The sequence below is a fragment of the Lactobacillus sp. ESL0237 genome (assembly GCF_003692985.1).
Classification (GTDB): domain Bacteria; phylum Bacillota; class Bacilli; order Lactobacillales; family Lactobacillaceae; genus Lactobacillus; species Lactobacillus bombicola.
On record NZ_REHE01000001.1, the window covers coordinates 22,274 to 37,788 of the forward strand.

The window sequence follows — 15,515 nt, forward strand, 5'->3', positions numbered from 1 at the left end:
ATTTTTTTGCGCCAAAATACGGATTATTAAAAAGTTCTTTTTTGTATGAAGATTAACTATGAAGATAGCTAACGGCCGTTTATATCTTTTATTTAAAATATATCAACTTATGATTTTAAATCCAAAAATAAAAGTTGATTTGAATAAGAATTAAAAAAGGAGAAGAAAAAATATGTCATTGAAAGTTAATTTATTGCCTGATCAAGTATTAGAAGGTCTTCAAGTTGTAATTACTAACATGCAAGTTAGAAAAGTTAGTGCTCAATATAATAATGAGGCGGATGTAAAGGAATATCCTAATATGCTTAGAGCGACAGTCATTAAGGATACTAATAATGTAAATGAAGGCCAAACTTTGGCCATTAAATTAAAAAATACGGGAGATTATAAAGTAGGACAAGTTGTAGATTTTAATAAAGTGCAACTAAAAAATGGTAAAGCCAGTTTGTGGGCTAATCAACATGGATACGTTCAAGTATCCTTAAAGGGAGATAGTCTAGATGCGCGGTAAAGAAACTAAAATCTGTATCTATGTTGAAAAGGTACTAGATGCTAGTTTAAGTGATGAGAATAGTACTTTTAAGCAGTCATATAAAGTTCTGGAAAGTAAAGATCCGCCAGGTTTACTTTTTATTCCAAGATATCCAACTAATTTAATAATGAATTCGGAACTGTATTACAAAATATTTGATATTATTTCTACTTCAACTTATCCAAATTATACCTGCATTAGACCAACTACTATGCAAATAGAAACAATAGATGATTATCCATTATCCATGGAGCGTGGCTTCTTCTTTCCATGGCATAAGGGGAAAAGTAAAAGATTGGTTGGAACAATAGATGAAATTATATCTAAGTATGATTTGAGTAAAGAAATACCTTTGATGGATGGAATTGCAATGTCTCGGAAGGTAAATACTATTATGCTATCTGGAACTATAGGTAGTGGAAAATCATATAGCATGAAAGTATTAATTCAACTTCTAGCTAAGACGATGAACAGCAGTCATACGAAGTTTGCAAAAATAATAATTATTGATCCTAAAAAAAGCGATGCAGCTAGGTTAGCTAAAAAACATCCGGAATATGAACTACTAGTACCAGATAAGGATGATAGACCAGAAGACTTTTTAGTAAAAGTAAATTCTAAGTTATCAGAACTTATTCATGAAATGTATCTTAGACAGGAAGAGCTTTTCGAAAAATCAAGTGAAATTAGTACAGATGCTGATGAAATTGATTCTAGACCTATTTGGATTTTTATCGATGAATTAGCCGCTATAACACTTGGATTATCTACTCGTGATAGAGCAGTTAAAGACTTCTATCAAGAGTTACAGACACTTGCACTTCTTTCGAGAGAATCGAAAATAGGTTTAGTTCTTTCGTTACAAGAAGCTAGACAAGAATTTCTACCATCAAGTGTGCGTGGACAAATGAATTGTCGCATTCTTTTAGGTCGTATAGATAAAACTTCTGCTCAGTTTTTATTTCCAGGGCTAAATGATACTTTATCGCTTCCATTAGGTGGATTAGGTACTGGAATAGTACAAATTAATGATGGGCAACATTATGGTATTGAACCTATTGCAATGCCTACTATTACTAATGAAAAGAGTGAAGGAAATGATTAGTCATATCATGAAAGCTTTAATTATTCCGATAGTATTACTTCTTTTAGCACTAATTACAATGATGTTACGTAAATATTGGGGAAAGAACATTAGGAAGTCAATTGAGCTTCAGCACGTATTAATAGTTGATATAGATGAACCTGAAAAACATAAAAAAGAGGTAATAGTTAATGATTTAGTGAGAGATGCAACTGTAATAACCAAAGATAAAAAATCGATTTTAATTTTTCCTACGAAAAAATGGTGGCAATTAGCTTCCAAAAGTTATGTCTCTGATGAGATAAAAAGTAGAATAGATAGTCCTGGTTTTAGATCATTTTTAGCTAGTAGGTATCCAAATTATTCTTTTAGTAGTATTGAAAACATAAAAGATGCAATAAAGCTTGAAGGAACTAAATTTTAAAAAAAGAAAGGCACTGCCTCTGCCATCTAGGCAAGAAGGCAAGTGCCTTTCAAAAAAAATAGAATTCAACATGTGTAACTGTGTTAAATATTGGTATTTAAGCATTCGTAGGGCTTGTTATTACGAATGTCCAACTGTGTAAAATGTGCAGGAAGGAGGAAAAATACATGTCTTTAGATCTTAGGGCAAGGCAGTGGATGTATGTTCAAGATATTGATCATTTAAAAATTGATTTAAATAATTTGATTAATATTTTAGAAAAGTCTAATTGCTTAGAGTGGGCATACATTATACATGATGAAGATTTTAATGAAAATGGTGAACTAATTAGGCCACATATCCATACAGTACTTAAGTTTGCTAATCCACAAACATTAAGTCATTTATCTAGTATGTTTAAAGATAAATCACAATATTTTCAAATATGGAAAGGTCGCATAAATAATGCTTATAGTTATCTAATTCATGCTACAAGTAATGCTACTGGAAAGAAAAGATATGATCCGAAAAAGGTTATAGCTTCATTTGATTTTGAGAAAAAGATCAGGCAAATTCAAGATCAAGTTTCAAACAAAAGGGTTATAACTTCAAAAGATGTAGATATATTTTTGAATAAATATGCTGATGGTGAAATCAAATATAAAGAACTAGAAGAAGCTATTGGGATAGCTCAATTAGCTAAAAAGAAGAATATTATTGATCATATTGATCAAATAAATGCAGTTAAAGAACATAAACAATGGTTAAGACATTTTGAAGGCCATGCAATGGAGAGTCTTTATTTATATGGAGATGCTGGCGTTGGAAAAACGCGGTATGCCAGATGGCTGACAAGAAAAGAGAAAGTTGCAATTTTAGGTAGTTCAAAGGACTATTTTCAGGAATATCATGGAGAAAGAATAGCAATATTGAATAATTTAAGACCAAATGATTTTAATTATGCTGATTTATTAAGAATTTTAGATCCATATGAGCATAACAAAGTGGCTCCTCGCAGATATCATGACATTTATTTGAATCTAGAAATGCTAATAATAACTACACCATATTCACCATGGAATTTTTATAAACAATGTAAAATAGATAATCCAGAAATAGACACATTTGAACAGCTTAATAGAAGATTACATGCTATCCATATAACATCGGAATTTATGAAAGAGGTAATGCCGGATGAATTTAATCAAAATGATGAATGGGAAGGACTTGTGTAACACTTTGGGAATCAGTACAACTCTTTTATATAAATTCCGTAAAGCAGGTATGCCATATCATCAATTACCAGGTGGTAGACCCTATTACTTAGTTGATGAAGTGCTTGTCTGGCTAAGGAGTACAGGCTATCATCAAGAAAAAGTTTGGACAAAATAATTAAGGGAGCGGATAATGTAAGAGATCATTATTCCGCTCTCTTTTTTTATAAAAGAGGTTTAATATGATCAAAAAAATTCTAAAGGGCAAATACAAAGGTCTTTGGTCAGTGAGAATTCAACCACTGGTTAATGGCAAGCGTAAGAGTGTTACTAGAAGAGCCAATAGTAAGCTTGAAGCACAAAAGATTGAAATTGATTTAAAAGTGAAATATGCAAGTTATAAGGATGGTTTACCAAGTATTACTGATGAATCAAAATTTCTGATTGAGTATACAAAATTCGTTGAAAAAAAGGCACAGTCTATTACTGCGACAACTAATCGAAGCTGGAAATATGCATTAACTTTGTTAAATGAATACCTTGAGCAAGAAAAGAAAGTAGATATTCAGCTAAAAGATGTTGATTAGCACCTTTTTAATGATTTTGGGCATTGGTATCTTAATAATCATCCTAAAGCAAGTGTTAAAAAGAGCACCGTGATAGATGTAACTTTGGCACATTTTCGAACTTTCTTTACTTTTCTTATAGATAAGGCTGTTCTTGCTGTAAATCCAATTCCTAGAGGTTATCTAAAATTATTCTTTAAGCAGTCTGATTTTAGTACCGGTAGGAAGTGGCACTTATTTTCTAAAGATGAAATTAGTGCATTGAGGGAAGAATTACTTAAAGGGTATAAAGGAGCCACGATTGCTAATTCTGTGTCTAGACTCGCTTTAATTGTTGATACTTATCTTGGATTACATCCAGAAGAGTTACAGGTGTTAAAGTTTGATCAACTAGTAAAGTATGAAGGCTCTTATACTTTTAAAATCGATGATAGCTGGTCTGAAAAAGAAAAAAAGCTTAATGGTTCTTTAAAAGATAGACCAAAAGGCGCTTATAGATACTGTTTACCAATTAAGAATACTGAAGTAATTGATTTGATTAAAGATTTTCAGATTAAACAAAAAAAGTACCTCGATGAATATGGCTTAAAAAATACATCGGGATACATTTTTTTGAACTTACACAATTATAAATCAATTAGTTCAAATAACCAATTACCAGTGGCACAAAAAAGCTTAAATGAAAAATTAAAAGCCGTTTGTAAGAATGCAGGGATTGAAAAACAAAAAGATACAGTTTTAGCTTTGTATTCTTTGAGAGTTTATTTAAGTAGTTTACTTGGTAATGACAATCGCATATCTAATATGTATGCTTGCCAAAGAATGGGAAATACTATTCAAGTTTTTCTTTCAACTTACGTAAAGGAGAATCGAGAATCCTATAAAGAAAATTCACAGCTTTGGAATTGTTAGTTAAAAATGCACTTTATTTGCACTTCGCAAGTATCGTGTCTATTAAAAATATTGATATATCAAGGATATTGACTAGAACCTCTATGCTTCTAGTCAGCATAAGTTAAACAATCTTTTGATTTTTAAGTCTGTTATCCAGGTTCAGAAGAACTTGAAAAAGCAGGCTTTTTTGTTATTTTTGCACGCTTTATGTTCAGTTATAGATAGATATGAGAATTTAGACTTGCCGTAATTTTTACCACACAAAAAGAAATTTATGGTTTATGTGTGTTTAGGAAAAAAATTATAATGGCTACAAACTTTGGTATATTAATGATTATAGCGATAATTTTTGTTATCTGGATTAATAATTATTTAAAAAGAGAGTTATGGCCGTCTATATCTTTTTTAGTGGATAAGCAAAGAACATGCACAAAATATCTAATGAGTGATGTGTCTGCACAAAGTTATTCTGTGACTAATTATGATTTCTAATTTTCAAATTAAGTTAGATAAAGCTACTTCATTTAATTTAGGTGGTAGTAGTGGAATACTGGTTGTCGGTCGAAGTGAACCAGCAAAAAACAATCTGACTGCATACATCATGCTAAGAGCAATGCGATTGTGGCTTATATATTGTTGATGCAAAACGAGCATATATGTACGGCTTACGTAAATTTTTCTACAATGGCGAAGGTAGTTGCAAGTGATACTAATCAAATAACAAATATAAATATACATACTATGAATTCTAATATTAGCTTACGTGCAACTATTTTATAATAATATGTACATGTTTATAAATTAAAATAATTATAAAGAAAGTTAAATAATAAAATTTACTTTAAGCTATTATAAAATTTTTGTTGCATCGTGCATTAATATATATATTATTTTTTTATATATAAATAAATAATTGAAAAAAAGATACTACAATATAAAATTGTTTTGTATAGTTTTATTATTTTGGAGGATTAGATATGGTAAATAAAATTGAGGACAAAGATGGCAGAGTATATAAAAAGGTAGCATCTGAAAGTAACAGGAGTCGTACTTTAGAATTAGTAATTGGTGGTATTGGTTTAGTAGTGTCACTTATTAGTTTATGCAGTGCTTTTGGTTTAGCAGGCTTTGCTGATGCTTTCGGTGGAGGCGGCTCATATACTGCAGAATTAACATTTGGTATTGTACTTTCAGTTATCGCTTTCATACTACTATTTTTTATTAATAAAAAAAGAATTTTAATTGGGATTCTTGTTTTAATCTTAGGATTAATACTTTTATTTAGCTGTGGTAATTTTGGTATTATTGGCGGAATTATTTTTGCTGTAGATGGAATTATTGTTATGTGTAGAAAATGAGTAGGTAAGAATAAAAATGTCTGAAAAAATTATTGATGATAAAGGTAATGTTTATGTAGAAACCAAACCTTGGTATAAGCGTTGGTGGGTATGGATTGTAATCATAGCTGTTTTATTAGTATTATTTACAATTATTGCTGGTAGTAGTGATTCAAGTAGTTCATCAAGTAAATCAGGGAAGGTTGCGGCTAATCAACCAGTTTCACTTGAAATTGATTATGATAACTATAAAGTTAAAGATAGTAAAATATATGACTCAAATTATACTAATTCAGATTGGAATAATGCAACTGTTAAAATTAATAAGATTACAGTTTATAAGTTGTCAAAAACTTACAAGTTTGATTCGGATGATGATGGAAAAATTAATATCAATGGGTTTGTTAAATTTAATATGACTATAAAAGCACATAATGATATCTCAGTTTATCCTGAACAAGGTACTATTAATTTTGGTAGTCAACAGTCTACTTCTGCTGATGAATCTTGGGATGGAGATATGAATGAAGGTGCCAAAAAATCTGGTGTAGTGTACTTTCCTATAAAAGATTTGAAGACTGTAGAAAGTCTCAAAACTTTGAGATTTAAGTTTAGTGGAAATAATCAAGATGACTTTAGTAAAGGTCACGATTATGATATTAACTTAAATTTGAGTAAATAGTATAAGTCCTATTATAATAGTATTTTTGACAATTTTATTGATGAAAATTGCTATGTCCTAAGACATGGCCTTTGAAAAGTTACATGTGTTATTATCGCGGAGTTTTTAACATTATTAGTACATTAAAAAAGTAGTCGTGAGACTACTTTTTTTGTATTTTAAATTTGTTTATTTTTCAAGTAAATCAATTGTACTCTTTTTAAAAATATTCCAGGTAGAACCACATACAAGGCCGATAATTAAGCCATAAATGATGATTATTAAAGAGTTAGGAAGCTGACGCAAATAGCTGATGCTATGACAAAAATCAAATATTTCTTCTTGAAATAGGATAGCCACTAATGCCCAAAAAAATGACCAAAGCATCCAAATTCGATTAACGGCTTTTTGCTTAGGTGAGCTGTTTTTATATTTTATTTGATTATTTACTAAATGTGATTTAAATGCATTCAATTTAAGTCCCCCTAACTAATTTGCTGATATTAAATTAAAGATATTAAAGCACGATTAAGTGTTCCAGGCAAGTTTGCAAAAATAATTGATACTAGTGCAGATAGAGATTAAGCGGTAGTAATTAGTTAAGTATGGCTTAAATGGGTCATTTCCTAGGAAATTATAAAATGTTGCAAAAATTGTGAAAGTGTTTGCAATATTTTCTTGACAAAATATAGAAAGCGCATACAATTATACTTATAAAGTTTGTTAACCGGTTAACTAAATTTTATAAGCATTAATTTTATTAAAAAGAGTAATTAAAAACTATCGTGTAGGATTTGCTTTGTAGGAATTAATTTCAGCTGTGGTTTAGACGCCTGCTTATGTTCCAATTTCTGTCGGAGAATATGCATGGCAGTTTTACCAATTGCCTCAGAATTTTGCTGAATGCAGCTAATTGGTGGAGTCATTACTTGCATCCAATCAAATTCTTCATAAGTTGCTACGCCATAATCTTCTGGATAAGAAAAATTTAGTTGTTGCATAGTGCGCAGTAAATGTAAGAGTACGCGAGCATTCATGCAAAAGAAGCCAATTTTAGCAGTAGTATTTTGTTCCATTATGGTATTAATATTCTGAGTAAATTGTTGATATTCTACTTTTTTCCCATGATGGGGCACGGCAACTAAATGGTTTAAAGTAGAATAGTGAGTTGCTTTGATGAAGCCTTGGTAGCGTTGGGTTCGAGTGCTAATATTTTGGAAAGGCCAAGTAACAAAATAAAGGTTGTCGTAGTGCTTGGCTTGCATTTTTTGCACCAATTCTTGTACTGATGCCATATTATCCGTTGCAACTGTGTCAATAATTAAATTAGAAGATTGGCGGTCAACCATGACTGTATTTTGGTTTGAGAGGGATTGATAGATGGGGCTGTCAGGATTAACTGGATCAACGATGATTCCAGCTACGCCATCATTTTTTAAGCGTGTAATATTATCGATTTCTTTTTGCTCACTATTAGCAGCATTAGTGAATAATACGCGATAATTGTAATTATCACATTGTTCATAAATACCTGATAATACTTGTGAAGTGAAGGGATTAGTAATATCAGCAATAGAAACCCCAATTGTTTTATTTTCATTCTTGGCTAAATTTCGCGCGGTTGAATTAGGCCTAAAATTGGTATGACTGATTATTTGATTTAAATGTTTGCGTGTTTTTAGTGACATCCGATCGTAGTTGCCATTGAGATAATTTGAAACTGTAGCAGTTGATACCTTGGCCATAGTTGCAATATCTCTAATAGTTAGTTTTTCCATAATTAAACCTCAATCAATATTATCTTAAATATATCGTAATTTTTATTTGACTAAGAATCAAGTTGTACTAAATAGTTAACCGATTAACATAGTGATATGTTAATAAATTAGGCAGTAAAGGTAGGTGAGCAGGTGACTAATCACTTTATTGTTAATACAGCAGCTTTTCAAAATAAAAAAACTGCTGTTGAGCAAGTGAAATACGTTAAAGTAGCACAAAATTTAGGCTTTGAAGCAATTGAAATTCGGAATGAACTTCTAAATGGTTCAAAGCAGGAATTACAGGATATAGCGCAGATTGCTAAAACAAATAAATATAAAGTTTATTACAGCGTAGGCGATGTTTTATTTAACAAGCAACAGCTAAATTCTAAGTTGTCGGTGTATTTAGAACAAATGCATGAATTAGGTGCTACTCATTTAAAAATGAACTTAGGTGAGTTTAATCCAACAAACGATGGTTGGTATCAAGAATTAAAAGGAATACTTGATGGATCTTTTAAATTATATATTGAAGATAATCAAACTCCAATTGAAAGTGACTTATACCAAACTAAGGCTTTCTTAGAGCAGGGATCTTCTTTGGGGATTAAGTATTGCTTTGATATTGCTAACTGGAGCTGGTTGGCGACGGATGTCTATACCGCAGCTGAGGCTTTAGCTGATTTTACAGAGTACATTCATTTAAAAAATATTCGAACTATCGGTAACCAAAAAGTGGTAACAAGCTTAACTACAGGTGAACTAAACTGGAGAGAAATTTTGGCTATGTTACCACAAGCTAATTATTTTGGTTTTGAATATGCGGCAAAATCAGAACAGCTAGAGTCAGATTTGCAGTTAGTTAAGCAGTTAACTTCATAGTTAAGGGGATGAGGGTGTGTTAGAAACTGTTAATCGTATTTTTCAAGTTTTTGGTGCGAGTGTAGTTGTGCCAGTCATGATTTTTATTGTCGCACTATGTTTAAAGGTTAAGCCTAAAACTGCCATGATGAGTGCATTTTATGCAGGCGTGGGCTTAACGGGATTTGGTTGGATAATTCAAGCCTTTACGCCGACGATAACCAAAATTATCAAGCAAATGGTTAACAACACAGGAATCAAATTACCAATTGTTGATATTGGTTGGCAAGCAGGTTCATTAGCCTCTTTTGGCTCATCAGTTGGACTAAGTTTTTTCGTCTTTGGCTTGATAGCTGAATTGTTATTGTTTGCCTTTGGCATTACTAAAATTTTTATGGCTTCCAATTTATGGAATAATTTTGGTTTTATGATTTGGGGCACAACCTGTTATTATGTTACTCATAATTTTTGGCTATCACTAGGGTTATCATTTTTCATGTTACTTTATACTTTAGTTTTAGCTGAAATTCAAGCTGATCGTTGGTCAGATTATTACGGGGTCAAGAATGCCTCCGTAGCGTCTTTGCACAATATTGAACAAGTTATACCGGCAATTTTACTAGATCCTTTGTGGAACTTATTAGGGTTTAACAAGGTTAAAATGACCCCTGAATATTTCAAAAATAAGCTAGGTGTTTTTGGTGAACCGACTACTTTAGGGGCCCTACTAGGACTAATTATTGGAATTTTAGGTAATTTAAATAGCCTAGGTTCTTTAGCAGCATGGGGACAAATTTTTTCAGTGGCGGTACAATTGTCCGCTGTTATGACTATTTTCCCCTTAATTACTAATGTCTTTTCGAAAGCCTTTACGCCTTTAGCAGACGAAATTGATAAAAATACGCACAAAAATACGGCTGAAGCTAAGGAAAGTGTTAGTGAGACTACTAATAAAAAGCGGTGGTTCTTGGGGGTTGATGATGGAGTTGGGTATGGTGAGCCTGCTACAATTATTTCAGGTGTAATTTTAATTCCTATTATGGTTTTAATAGCCTTTATCCTTCCAGGTAATAAAACTCTGCCAATTGTTGATTTGATTTCCTTACCGTTCATGGTTGAATCGATTGTTGCTCTAACTCGGGGGAATATCTTAAAAGTAATTGCTAATGGAATTGTTTGGTTTAGTTTGGGATTATATGCTTCTAGCTGGCTCGGTAGTTTTTATACGGGAGCAGTCTCTCATTACGGCGTTGCCCTTCCAGCGGGTATAGTCTTGATTACCAGCTTTAATTTAATGGCTCGCCCCTTGAATGCTTTAGTATTTGCGGCGTTTGTTTCGCAAAATCCATTGTTAATTGGCTTGGTAGTTTTAATTTATTTGGCATTATTATTTGCTTTACGGCGGTATCGTCCACAAATTTGGCAATATTTAAGTAAAATGGCAGATAAAAATAGAGGTTATTCTGGTAGTGATGAAAAAATAACTTATTAATCGAAAGGAGATAATTATTATGAAAAAAATTGATGGACACATGCATTTAGTGCGCTCGTTAGCTGGTTTATCTGCTAAGGGGAGAATGACTCCCCTAGGCAAAGGTCAGGCAATTTGGGACAATGGGATGTTTCTTAATTTGATTCCTGAAGGCTGGGGTGACGATAATTTTACTGCCGAATCGGCTTTAAAAGTAATGGAAGACGATGAGGTTGAAAAGGCAGTTTTGCTTCAGGGCAGCTTATATGGCTTTCAAAATTATTATTCTTATCAAGCTGTTAAAAAATATCCTGATAAATTTATTGCAGCCTTTTCAGTTGATCCCTTTGCCGATAATGCAATGGAAATTGTTCGCCGGCATGTAGAAGACTTAGGTTTTCGGGCAATTAAGTTAGAAATTAGTCAAGGTGGTGGGTTACATGGTTATCATCATCCATTTCGTTTAGATACTTCACCAGAATTAGGTAAAATGTTCCACTACTTTGCTGATTATCCTGGATTTGTGATTACCGTTGATTATGGTGACTATACGCAATTTAGCTATCAACCCGAAGCAATTGTTAATTTAGCACAACGTTATCCTAAATTGGATTTTGTAGTTTGTCATTTATCATTCCCTAGTGCTGATCATTTGAATCGTTTAGCTAATGCTTTAGAGCAATGGGAACCATATAATAATATAACTACTGAAATTGCGGCAATTCAAGATATTGAACATGAAACAGAATTTCCATTTCCGCGCTGTCAAAAAGATGTAGCTTTAGCAAAAGATATTTTGGGGGCTAAAAGAATTCTTTGGGGAACCGATTCACCATGGTCTTCGACTTTTAACTCATATCATAATTTAGCAACTTGGTTAGAAGAAACTGATATCTTTACTGCATCGGAATTAGAAGATGTTATGTATAATAATGCTAACCGGATTTATTTCAAACCGCAAAATATACAAGCAGTTCGTGATAGTGAAGACCCAGTTTTGAAGAAGATATAGTAAGGAAGTAAAAAGATGAGTAAAATAAAAGTATTAGTCACAGGAATTATTCCTGAAGCAGGTTTAACTGAACTGAAACAAAATTTTGATGTTACTTATGACCCAGAAAAAGAGACGCGTGAATGGGTTTTAGAACATTTATCTGAATACGAAGGATTATTAATTATGGGGATGAAGGGTGATCGAGAATTGATCGATGCCGGTACTAACCTCAAAATTATTACTGCTAATGGAGTTGGCTTTGACCATATTGATATTGAATATGCTAAGCAAAAGGGTATTGTGGTAGCAAACTGTCCTCAAGGTGTACGCGTTCCAACAGCAGAAATGACTTTTACCCTCTTATTGGCGACAGTTAGACATCTTCATTTTTATGATAAAGTTGTGCGCAGCGGGCAATGGATTGATGTCTCTGAACCACAGTATATGGGGATGAGTTTACAGGGTAAAACTCTTGGTGTTTATGGTATGGGGCGTATTGGCTCTGAAGTAGCTAAATTTGCGCAAGTATTCGGTATGAAAGTTATTTATAATGATGCCCATCGCTTAACTCCTGAATTAGAAGCAAAATTAGATGTTAAATATGTGGATTTTGATACCTTAGTTCAAACTTCAGATGTAATTACTTTGCATGCCCCAGCCCTTCCTTCAACCAATGGAATTTTTAACGCGGAAGTATTTAAAAAGATGAAAGATACAGCTTACATCATTAATGCGGCGCGGGGACAATTGATTAAACAAACTGACTTGATTGCAGCCCTTAAAAATGGTGATATTGCAGGAGCAGGTCTTGATGTTTATGAAACTGAACCAGATATTCCACAAGCTTTACGTGATTTAGATAATGTTGTTCTATCACCGCATGCTGGAACGGGTACTTTAGAAGCGCGGACAACGATTGCACGTGAAGCCTCACAGAATTTGATTTCATATTTACGTGATAAGAAACCACTAAACCAAGTTAATAAATAATAGCTTATCTTTTACCAGTAACACTGGTATTTGGCTCAATTATTGAGGAATCCCCCAAATAGTTTCGTGCTAGGAGGGGATTCCTTTTTTCAAAAATTATAACTGAGGTAGAAGTATGGAATTTAATAAAATTTTTAGTGATCAGCTTGATCATTGTTATGCAATTATGCGATTACAAGCCTTAAATCGTGATTTTATCATAGTAGCTTCAGAAGAAAATCAGCCATGCTATGCTTATGATTTAAATAATAATTTTAACAAGTCCACTGTTTGGTCAGACATTGGTGGAACAATGACTATGGTTCAGATACCAGGAACATTAAATTTTCTAGCAACGCAAAAGTTTTATCCAGGCTTTAATTCTTTACATTGCCGGATTGTAAAAGAAACTTTCAATGGGCAAGGTTGGGATCAAAGTATTGTGGGGGAGTTTCCCTATATTCACCGCTTTGATATTATCCCCAAAACTAAAGACGATTATTGGTATATCGGCTGTTCAATTGCTAATTCCAAAAAAAATACGAATGATTGGTCTGATCCTGGAAAAGTCTGGGTAGGTATTTATAAAGATAAACCGCAAAAAATTACCGCTTTAAAGGCTTTACCAATTAGAATTACCAAAAATCATGGTTATCAAAGGATGGCAGGTTATTCTTTAATTACTGGTGAAGAAGGTATATTTCGCTTAGATTACCCAACTAAAGTGGATGATTGGCAACTGCAACAATTATCAAGTATTGCGACTTCTGATATTGTAGCAACTGATCTTAATGATGATGGACAATTAGAATATTTGGCAATTGATGGATTTCATGGCTCTTATTTAAGAATGTATGATAACAATTTCCATACTCTAGCAAGAACTACTAAAGAAACCCCTTTCGGGCATGCACTATGGGGTGGAGAAATTAAGGGCCATAACTACTTTTTATTTGGTTGGCGTTCAGGAGCACAGGGGTTAAAACTGATAAAAAATGTTGATTTAACTGGCGATTTATTAGCTAGTCATCTTGGCCCAAGTAATGTGTTAGTTTATCAAAAGGAACAACAACAATATTTACTATCAGCTAACCGTGAAGCCAATGAAGTGGCCATCTATCAAATTTGTGACAAATAAGGTGAAGTACAATGAATTATTTTTTGACTATTGATAATGGTGGAACTAATACTAAGGTCGTCATTTGCAATGAATTAGGGCAACAACTAGGCTTGGCTTCGTTTCCAACCAAGCGTATATCTCCCCAACCAGACTTTCAAGAAATTAAATTGTCAACTTTATTAGTAGATATTGGTCATGTAATTCAAGAGGCTTTGCATAATGCCCACTTAAAAGCAGCGCAAATTAGTGCAGTTACAGTAGTGGGTCATGGTAAAGGATTATATGCGCTTAATAATGAAGGCAAAATATTTATGAATGGTATTTTGTCGACGGATAATCGAGCTAAAGGTATTGCAACTGAGTTAAATCAGCAACTAGTAAAAATTTATGCGCTTAGTCATCAACAAATCATGGCTAGTCAGGCATCGGTTATTTTGCGTTGGTTAAAAGATAATCAACCGGCTAAGTACAATCAAATTGGCTATATCCTATCTAATAAAGATTTTATTCGATATCTTTTAACCGGTAATATTTTGCAGGAGCTAGGGGATGCATCTGGTAATAATTTAATTAATTTGACAACTAAGCAATACGATACAAGATTATATGATTTCTTTGGTATTTCAGAAATTTCTGCTAAGTTACCACCATTGATTAATGCAACTGATTTAGCAGGGCATATAACAAGTCAGGCAGCTAAAATAACAGGGTTAGTCAGTGGCACACCAGTTTATGGCGGGATGTTCGATATTGATGCTTGTGCCCTAGCAACTGGTGTCTTAGATGATAGTTTATTTAGTATGATTGCTGGAACGTGGAATATGAATATCTTTCCTAGTCACCAGTTGGCACCACTTGACTCAGGCTTAATGAATTCTATTTTTCCTACTGGTGATAACTTAATTGAAGCATCAAGTCCAACTTCTGCCGGTAATCTTGATATGATGCTCAAAATTTTACTAGCAGATGAAATTCAAAATGCTAAGCAAAATCATAAGTCAATTTATGATTATTTGGAGCAAATGCTAGATACCACCAAGGCAGATTATGCTCAATTATTTTTCTTTCCATTTTTATATGGTAGTAATGTAAATCCAAATGCTGAAGGTGCCTTTATTGGTTTGCAAAGTTCGACCACTAAAACTGAGATGATTCGAGCAGTTTATGAAGGGATTTGCTTTGCCCACCGTTATCATCTGGATCAGTTATTAAAAATATTGGGTCATAATCCTACTGCAATTAGAATGTCTGGTGGGGCATGTAACTCTAAACATTGGGTCCAAATGTTTGCAGATGTCTTAAACTTGCCAGTTGAAATCACTGCTGCAACTGAATTAGGAGGCTTAGGGGGAGCTATAACTTGTGCCGTTGGCCGTGGCGTTTATCCTGATCTACCGACTGCAGTAGGTAAAATGACGCAAGTAACAGCTCAATATCAACCATGTCGTGAAGAAACTAAGATTTATAATCAAAAATATCAAGTTTATTGTTCATTATTACAAGCGCTAGATGGTGCCTGGAATAATTTAAGCAAGTTAAAAAAGGAGTTGAATGTGCATCATGACAACTAATGCACTCGGAATTTACGAAAAAGCTTTACCACAAGATCTATCCTGGCGGGAAACGTTTGAATTAACACATGACTTAGG

Annotated in this window: 18 protein-coding genes and 1 pseudogene; 16 read left to right on the plus strand and 3 right to left on the minus strand. The window is 33.1% G+C overall.

The genetic code is table 11. The features are described 5' to 3' along the window. The first annotated feature begins 172 nt into the window (after window positions 1-172). The 7 genes from F5ESL0237_RS00105 (at window position 173) to F5ESL0237_RS00130 (ending at window position 4,711) form a co-directional block, all read left to right on the plus strand. Complete coding sequence (locus F5ESL0237_RS00105; RefSeq protein WP_122024286.1) at window positions 173-511, plus strand: hypothetical protein; 339 nt, start codon at window positions 173-175, stop codon at window positions 509-511. After that, window positions 501-1,637: a chromosome partitioning protein ParA gene (locus F5ESL0237_RS00110; RefSeq protein ID WP_122024287.1), complete on the plus strand. Its 1,137-nt coding sequence runs from the start codon at window positions 501-503 to the stop codon at window positions 1,635-1,637. The genes F5ESL0237_RS00105 and F5ESL0237_RS00110 overlap by 11 nt, the downstream gene beginning before the upstream one ends. Then, a complete protein-coding gene (locus tag F5ESL0237_RS00115) occupies window positions 1,630-2,040 on the plus strand; it encodes a hypothetical protein (RefSeq protein ID WP_122024288.1) in 411 nt (136 codons plus the stop codon). The genes F5ESL0237_RS00110 and F5ESL0237_RS00115 overlap by 8 nt, the downstream gene beginning before the upstream one ends. Before the next feature lie 167 nt (window positions 2,041-2,207). Continuing rightward, a complete protein-coding gene (locus F5ESL0237_RS00120) occupies window positions 2,208-3,254 on the plus strand; it encodes a Rep family protein (protein ID WP_122024289.1) in 1,047 nt (348 codons plus the stop codon). Next, window positions 3,214-3,411 carry a hypothetical protein gene (locus F5ESL0237_RS00125; RefSeq protein WP_122024290.1) on the plus strand — a complete coding sequence of 66 codons (198 nt, stop codon included), beginning with the start codon at window positions 3,214-3,216 and terminating at the stop codon, window positions 3,409-3,411. Before F5ESL0237_RS00120 ends, F5ESL0237_RS00125 begins: the two co-directional genes overlap by 41 nt. Window positions 3,412-3,475: 64 nt before the next feature. Next, window positions 3,476-3,820 carry a hypothetical protein gene (locus F5ESL0237_RS08490; RefSeq protein ID WP_233551817.1) on the plus strand — a complete coding sequence of 115 codons (345 nt, stop codon included), beginning with the start codon at window positions 3,476-3,478 and terminating at the stop codon, window positions 3,818-3,820. A gap of 69 nt (window positions 3,821-3,889) precedes the next feature. Further along, window positions 3,890-4,711 (plus strand): hypothetical protein, encoded by an 822-nt coding sequence (locus F5ESL0237_RS00130; RefSeq protein ID WP_233551819.1) that lies wholly within the window; start codon window positions 3,890-3,892, stop codon window positions 4,709-4,711. Between the two features lie 477 nt (window positions 4,712-5,188). Here F5ESL0237_RS00130 and F5ESL0237_RS08365 read toward each other — a convergent pair whose 3' ends face one another. Further along, window positions 5,189-5,347, minus strand: a complete 159-nt coding sequence (locus tag F5ESL0237_RS08365) for a hypothetical protein (RefSeq protein ID WP_158593162.1) — start codon at window positions 5,345-5,347, stop codon at window positions 5,189-5,191. A gap of 323 nt (window positions 5,348-5,670) precedes the next feature. Here F5ESL0237_RS08365 and F5ESL0237_RS00140 point away from each other — a divergent pair, with 323 nt between their 5' ends. Further along, the gene (locus F5ESL0237_RS00140) at window positions 5,671-6,051 is read left to right on the plus strand and encodes a hypothetical protein (RefSeq protein ID WP_122024292.1); all 381 of its coding nucleotides are present in this window, start codon (window positions 5,671-5,673) and stop codon (window positions 6,049-6,051) included. A gap of 16 nt (window positions 6,052-6,067) precedes the next feature. Then, window positions 6,068-6,712, plus strand: a complete 645-nt coding sequence (locus F5ESL0237_RS00145; protein WP_122024293.1) for a hypothetical protein — start codon at window positions 6,068-6,070, stop codon at window positions 6,710-6,712. A 168-nt stretch (window positions 6,713-6,880) separates the two neighbouring features. Here the strand turns inward: F5ESL0237_RS00145 and F5ESL0237_RS00150 are convergent, their stop codons facing one another. Further along, on the minus strand, window positions 6,881-7,165 hold the full coding sequence (locus F5ESL0237_RS00150; RefSeq protein WP_122024294.1) for a hypothetical protein: 285 nt from the start codon (window positions 7,163-7,165) through the stop codon (window positions 6,881-6,883). A gap of 299 nt (window positions 7,166-7,464) precedes the next feature. Continuing rightward, a complete protein-coding gene (locus F5ESL0237_RS00155) occupies window positions 7,465-8,469 on the minus strand; it encodes a substrate-binding domain-containing protein (protein WP_122021090.1) in 1,005 nt (334 codons plus the stop codon). Between the two features lie 132 nt (window positions 8,470-8,601). Between F5ESL0237_RS00155 and F5ESL0237_RS00160 the strand changes: the two genes are divergently transcribed. From F5ESL0237_RS00160 to F5ESL0237_RS08495, 7 genes and pseudogenes are all read left to right on the plus strand, one after another. After that, entirely contained in the window at window positions 8,602-9,333 is a 732-nt protein-coding gene (locus F5ESL0237_RS00160; RefSeq protein WP_122024295.1) for a sugar phosphate isomerase/epimerase, read from the plus strand. A gap of 16 nt (window positions 9,334-9,349) precedes the next feature. Beyond that, window positions 9,350-10,804 (plus strand): PTS galactitol transporter subunit IIC, encoded by a 1,455-nt coding sequence (locus tag F5ESL0237_RS00165; RefSeq protein WP_122021092.1) that lies wholly within the window; start codon window positions 9,350-9,352, stop codon window positions 10,802-10,804. A 19-nt stretch (window positions 10,805-10,823) separates the two neighbouring features. Beyond that, the gene (locus F5ESL0237_RS00170) at window positions 10,824-11,795 is read left to right on the plus strand and encodes an amidohydrolase family protein (protein WP_090093263.1); all 972 of its coding nucleotides are present in this window, start codon (window positions 10,824-10,826) and stop codon (window positions 11,793-11,795) included. A gap of 15 nt (window positions 11,796-11,810) precedes the next feature. Further along, window positions 11,811-12,767 carry an NAD(P)-dependent oxidoreductase gene (locus F5ESL0237_RS00175; RefSeq protein ID WP_122024296.1) on the plus strand — a complete coding sequence of 319 codons (957 nt, stop codon included), beginning with the start codon at window positions 11,811-11,813 and terminating at the stop codon, window positions 12,765-12,767. Between the two features lie 115 nt (window positions 12,768-12,882). Beyond that, a complete protein-coding gene (locus F5ESL0237_RS00180) occupies window positions 12,883-13,884 on the plus strand; it encodes a hypothetical protein (RefSeq protein ID WP_122024297.1) in 1,002 nt (333 codons plus the stop codon). 11 nt (window positions 13,885-13,895) lie between these two features. After that, complete coding sequence (locus tag F5ESL0237_RS00185) at window positions 13,896-15,437, plus strand: FGGY-family carbohydrate kinase (RefSeq protein WP_122024298.1); 1,542 nt, start codon at window positions 13,896-13,898, stop codon at window positions 15,435-15,437. Further along, a pseudogene (locus tag F5ESL0237_RS08495) lies at window positions 15,427-15,515 on the plus strand (xylulose 5-phosphate 3-epimerase); the annotation flags it as partial. The gene F5ESL0237_RS00185 and the pseudogene F5ESL0237_RS08495, both read left to right, overlap by 11 nt.

Coding starts and splice junctions, on each gene's coding strand:
- F5ESL0237_RS00105 (WP_122024286.1), top strand. CDS start 173: ATGTCATTGAAAGTTAATTTATTGCCTGATCAAGTATTAGAAGGTCTT.
- F5ESL0237_RS00110 (WP_122024287.1), top strand. CDS start 501: ATGCGCGGTAAAGAAACTAAAATCTGTATCTATGTTGAAAAGGTACTA.
- F5ESL0237_RS00115 (WP_122024288.1), top strand. CDS start 1,630: ATGATTAGTCATATCATGAAAGCTTTAATTATTCCGATAGTATTACTT.
- F5ESL0237_RS00120 (WP_122024289.1), top strand. CDS start 2,208: ATGTCTTTAGATCTTAGGGCAAGGCAGTGGATGTATGTTCAAGATATT.
- F5ESL0237_RS00125 (WP_122024290.1), top strand. CDS start 3,214: ATGAATTTAATCAAAATGATGAATGGGAAGGACTTGTGTAACACTTTG.
- F5ESL0237_RS08490 (WP_233551817.1), top strand. CDS start 3,476: ATGATCAAAAAAATTCTAAAGGGCAAATACAAAGGTCTTTGGTCAGTG.
- F5ESL0237_RS08365 (WP_158593162.1), bottom strand. CDS start 5,347: ATGCTCGTTTTGCATCAACAATATATAAGCCACAATCGCATTGCTCTT.
- F5ESL0237_RS00140 (WP_122024292.1), top strand. CDS start 5,671: ATGGTAAATAAAATTGAGGACAAAGATGGCAGAGTATATAAAAAGGTA.
- F5ESL0237_RS00145 (WP_122024293.1), top strand. CDS start 6,068: ATGTCTGAAAAAATTATTGATGATAAAGGTAATGTTTATGTAGAAACC.
- F5ESL0237_RS00155 (WP_122021090.1), bottom strand. CDS start 8,469: ATGGAAAAACTAACTATTAGAGATATTGCAACTATGGCCAAGGTATCA.
- F5ESL0237_RS00170 (WP_090093263.1), top strand. CDS start 10,824: ATGAAAAAAATTGATGGACACATGCATTTAGTGCGCTCGTTAGCTGGT.
- F5ESL0237_RS00175 (WP_122024296.1), top strand. CDS start 11,811: ATGAGTAAAATAAAAGTATTAGTCACAGGAATTATTCCTGAAGCAGGT.
- F5ESL0237_RS00180 (WP_122024297.1), top strand. CDS start 12,883: ATGGAATTTAATAAAATTTTTAGTGATCAGCTTGATCATTGTTATGCA.
- F5ESL0237_RS00185 (WP_122024298.1), top strand. CDS start 13,896: ATGAATTATTTTTTGACTATTGATAATGGTGGAACTAATACTAAGGTC.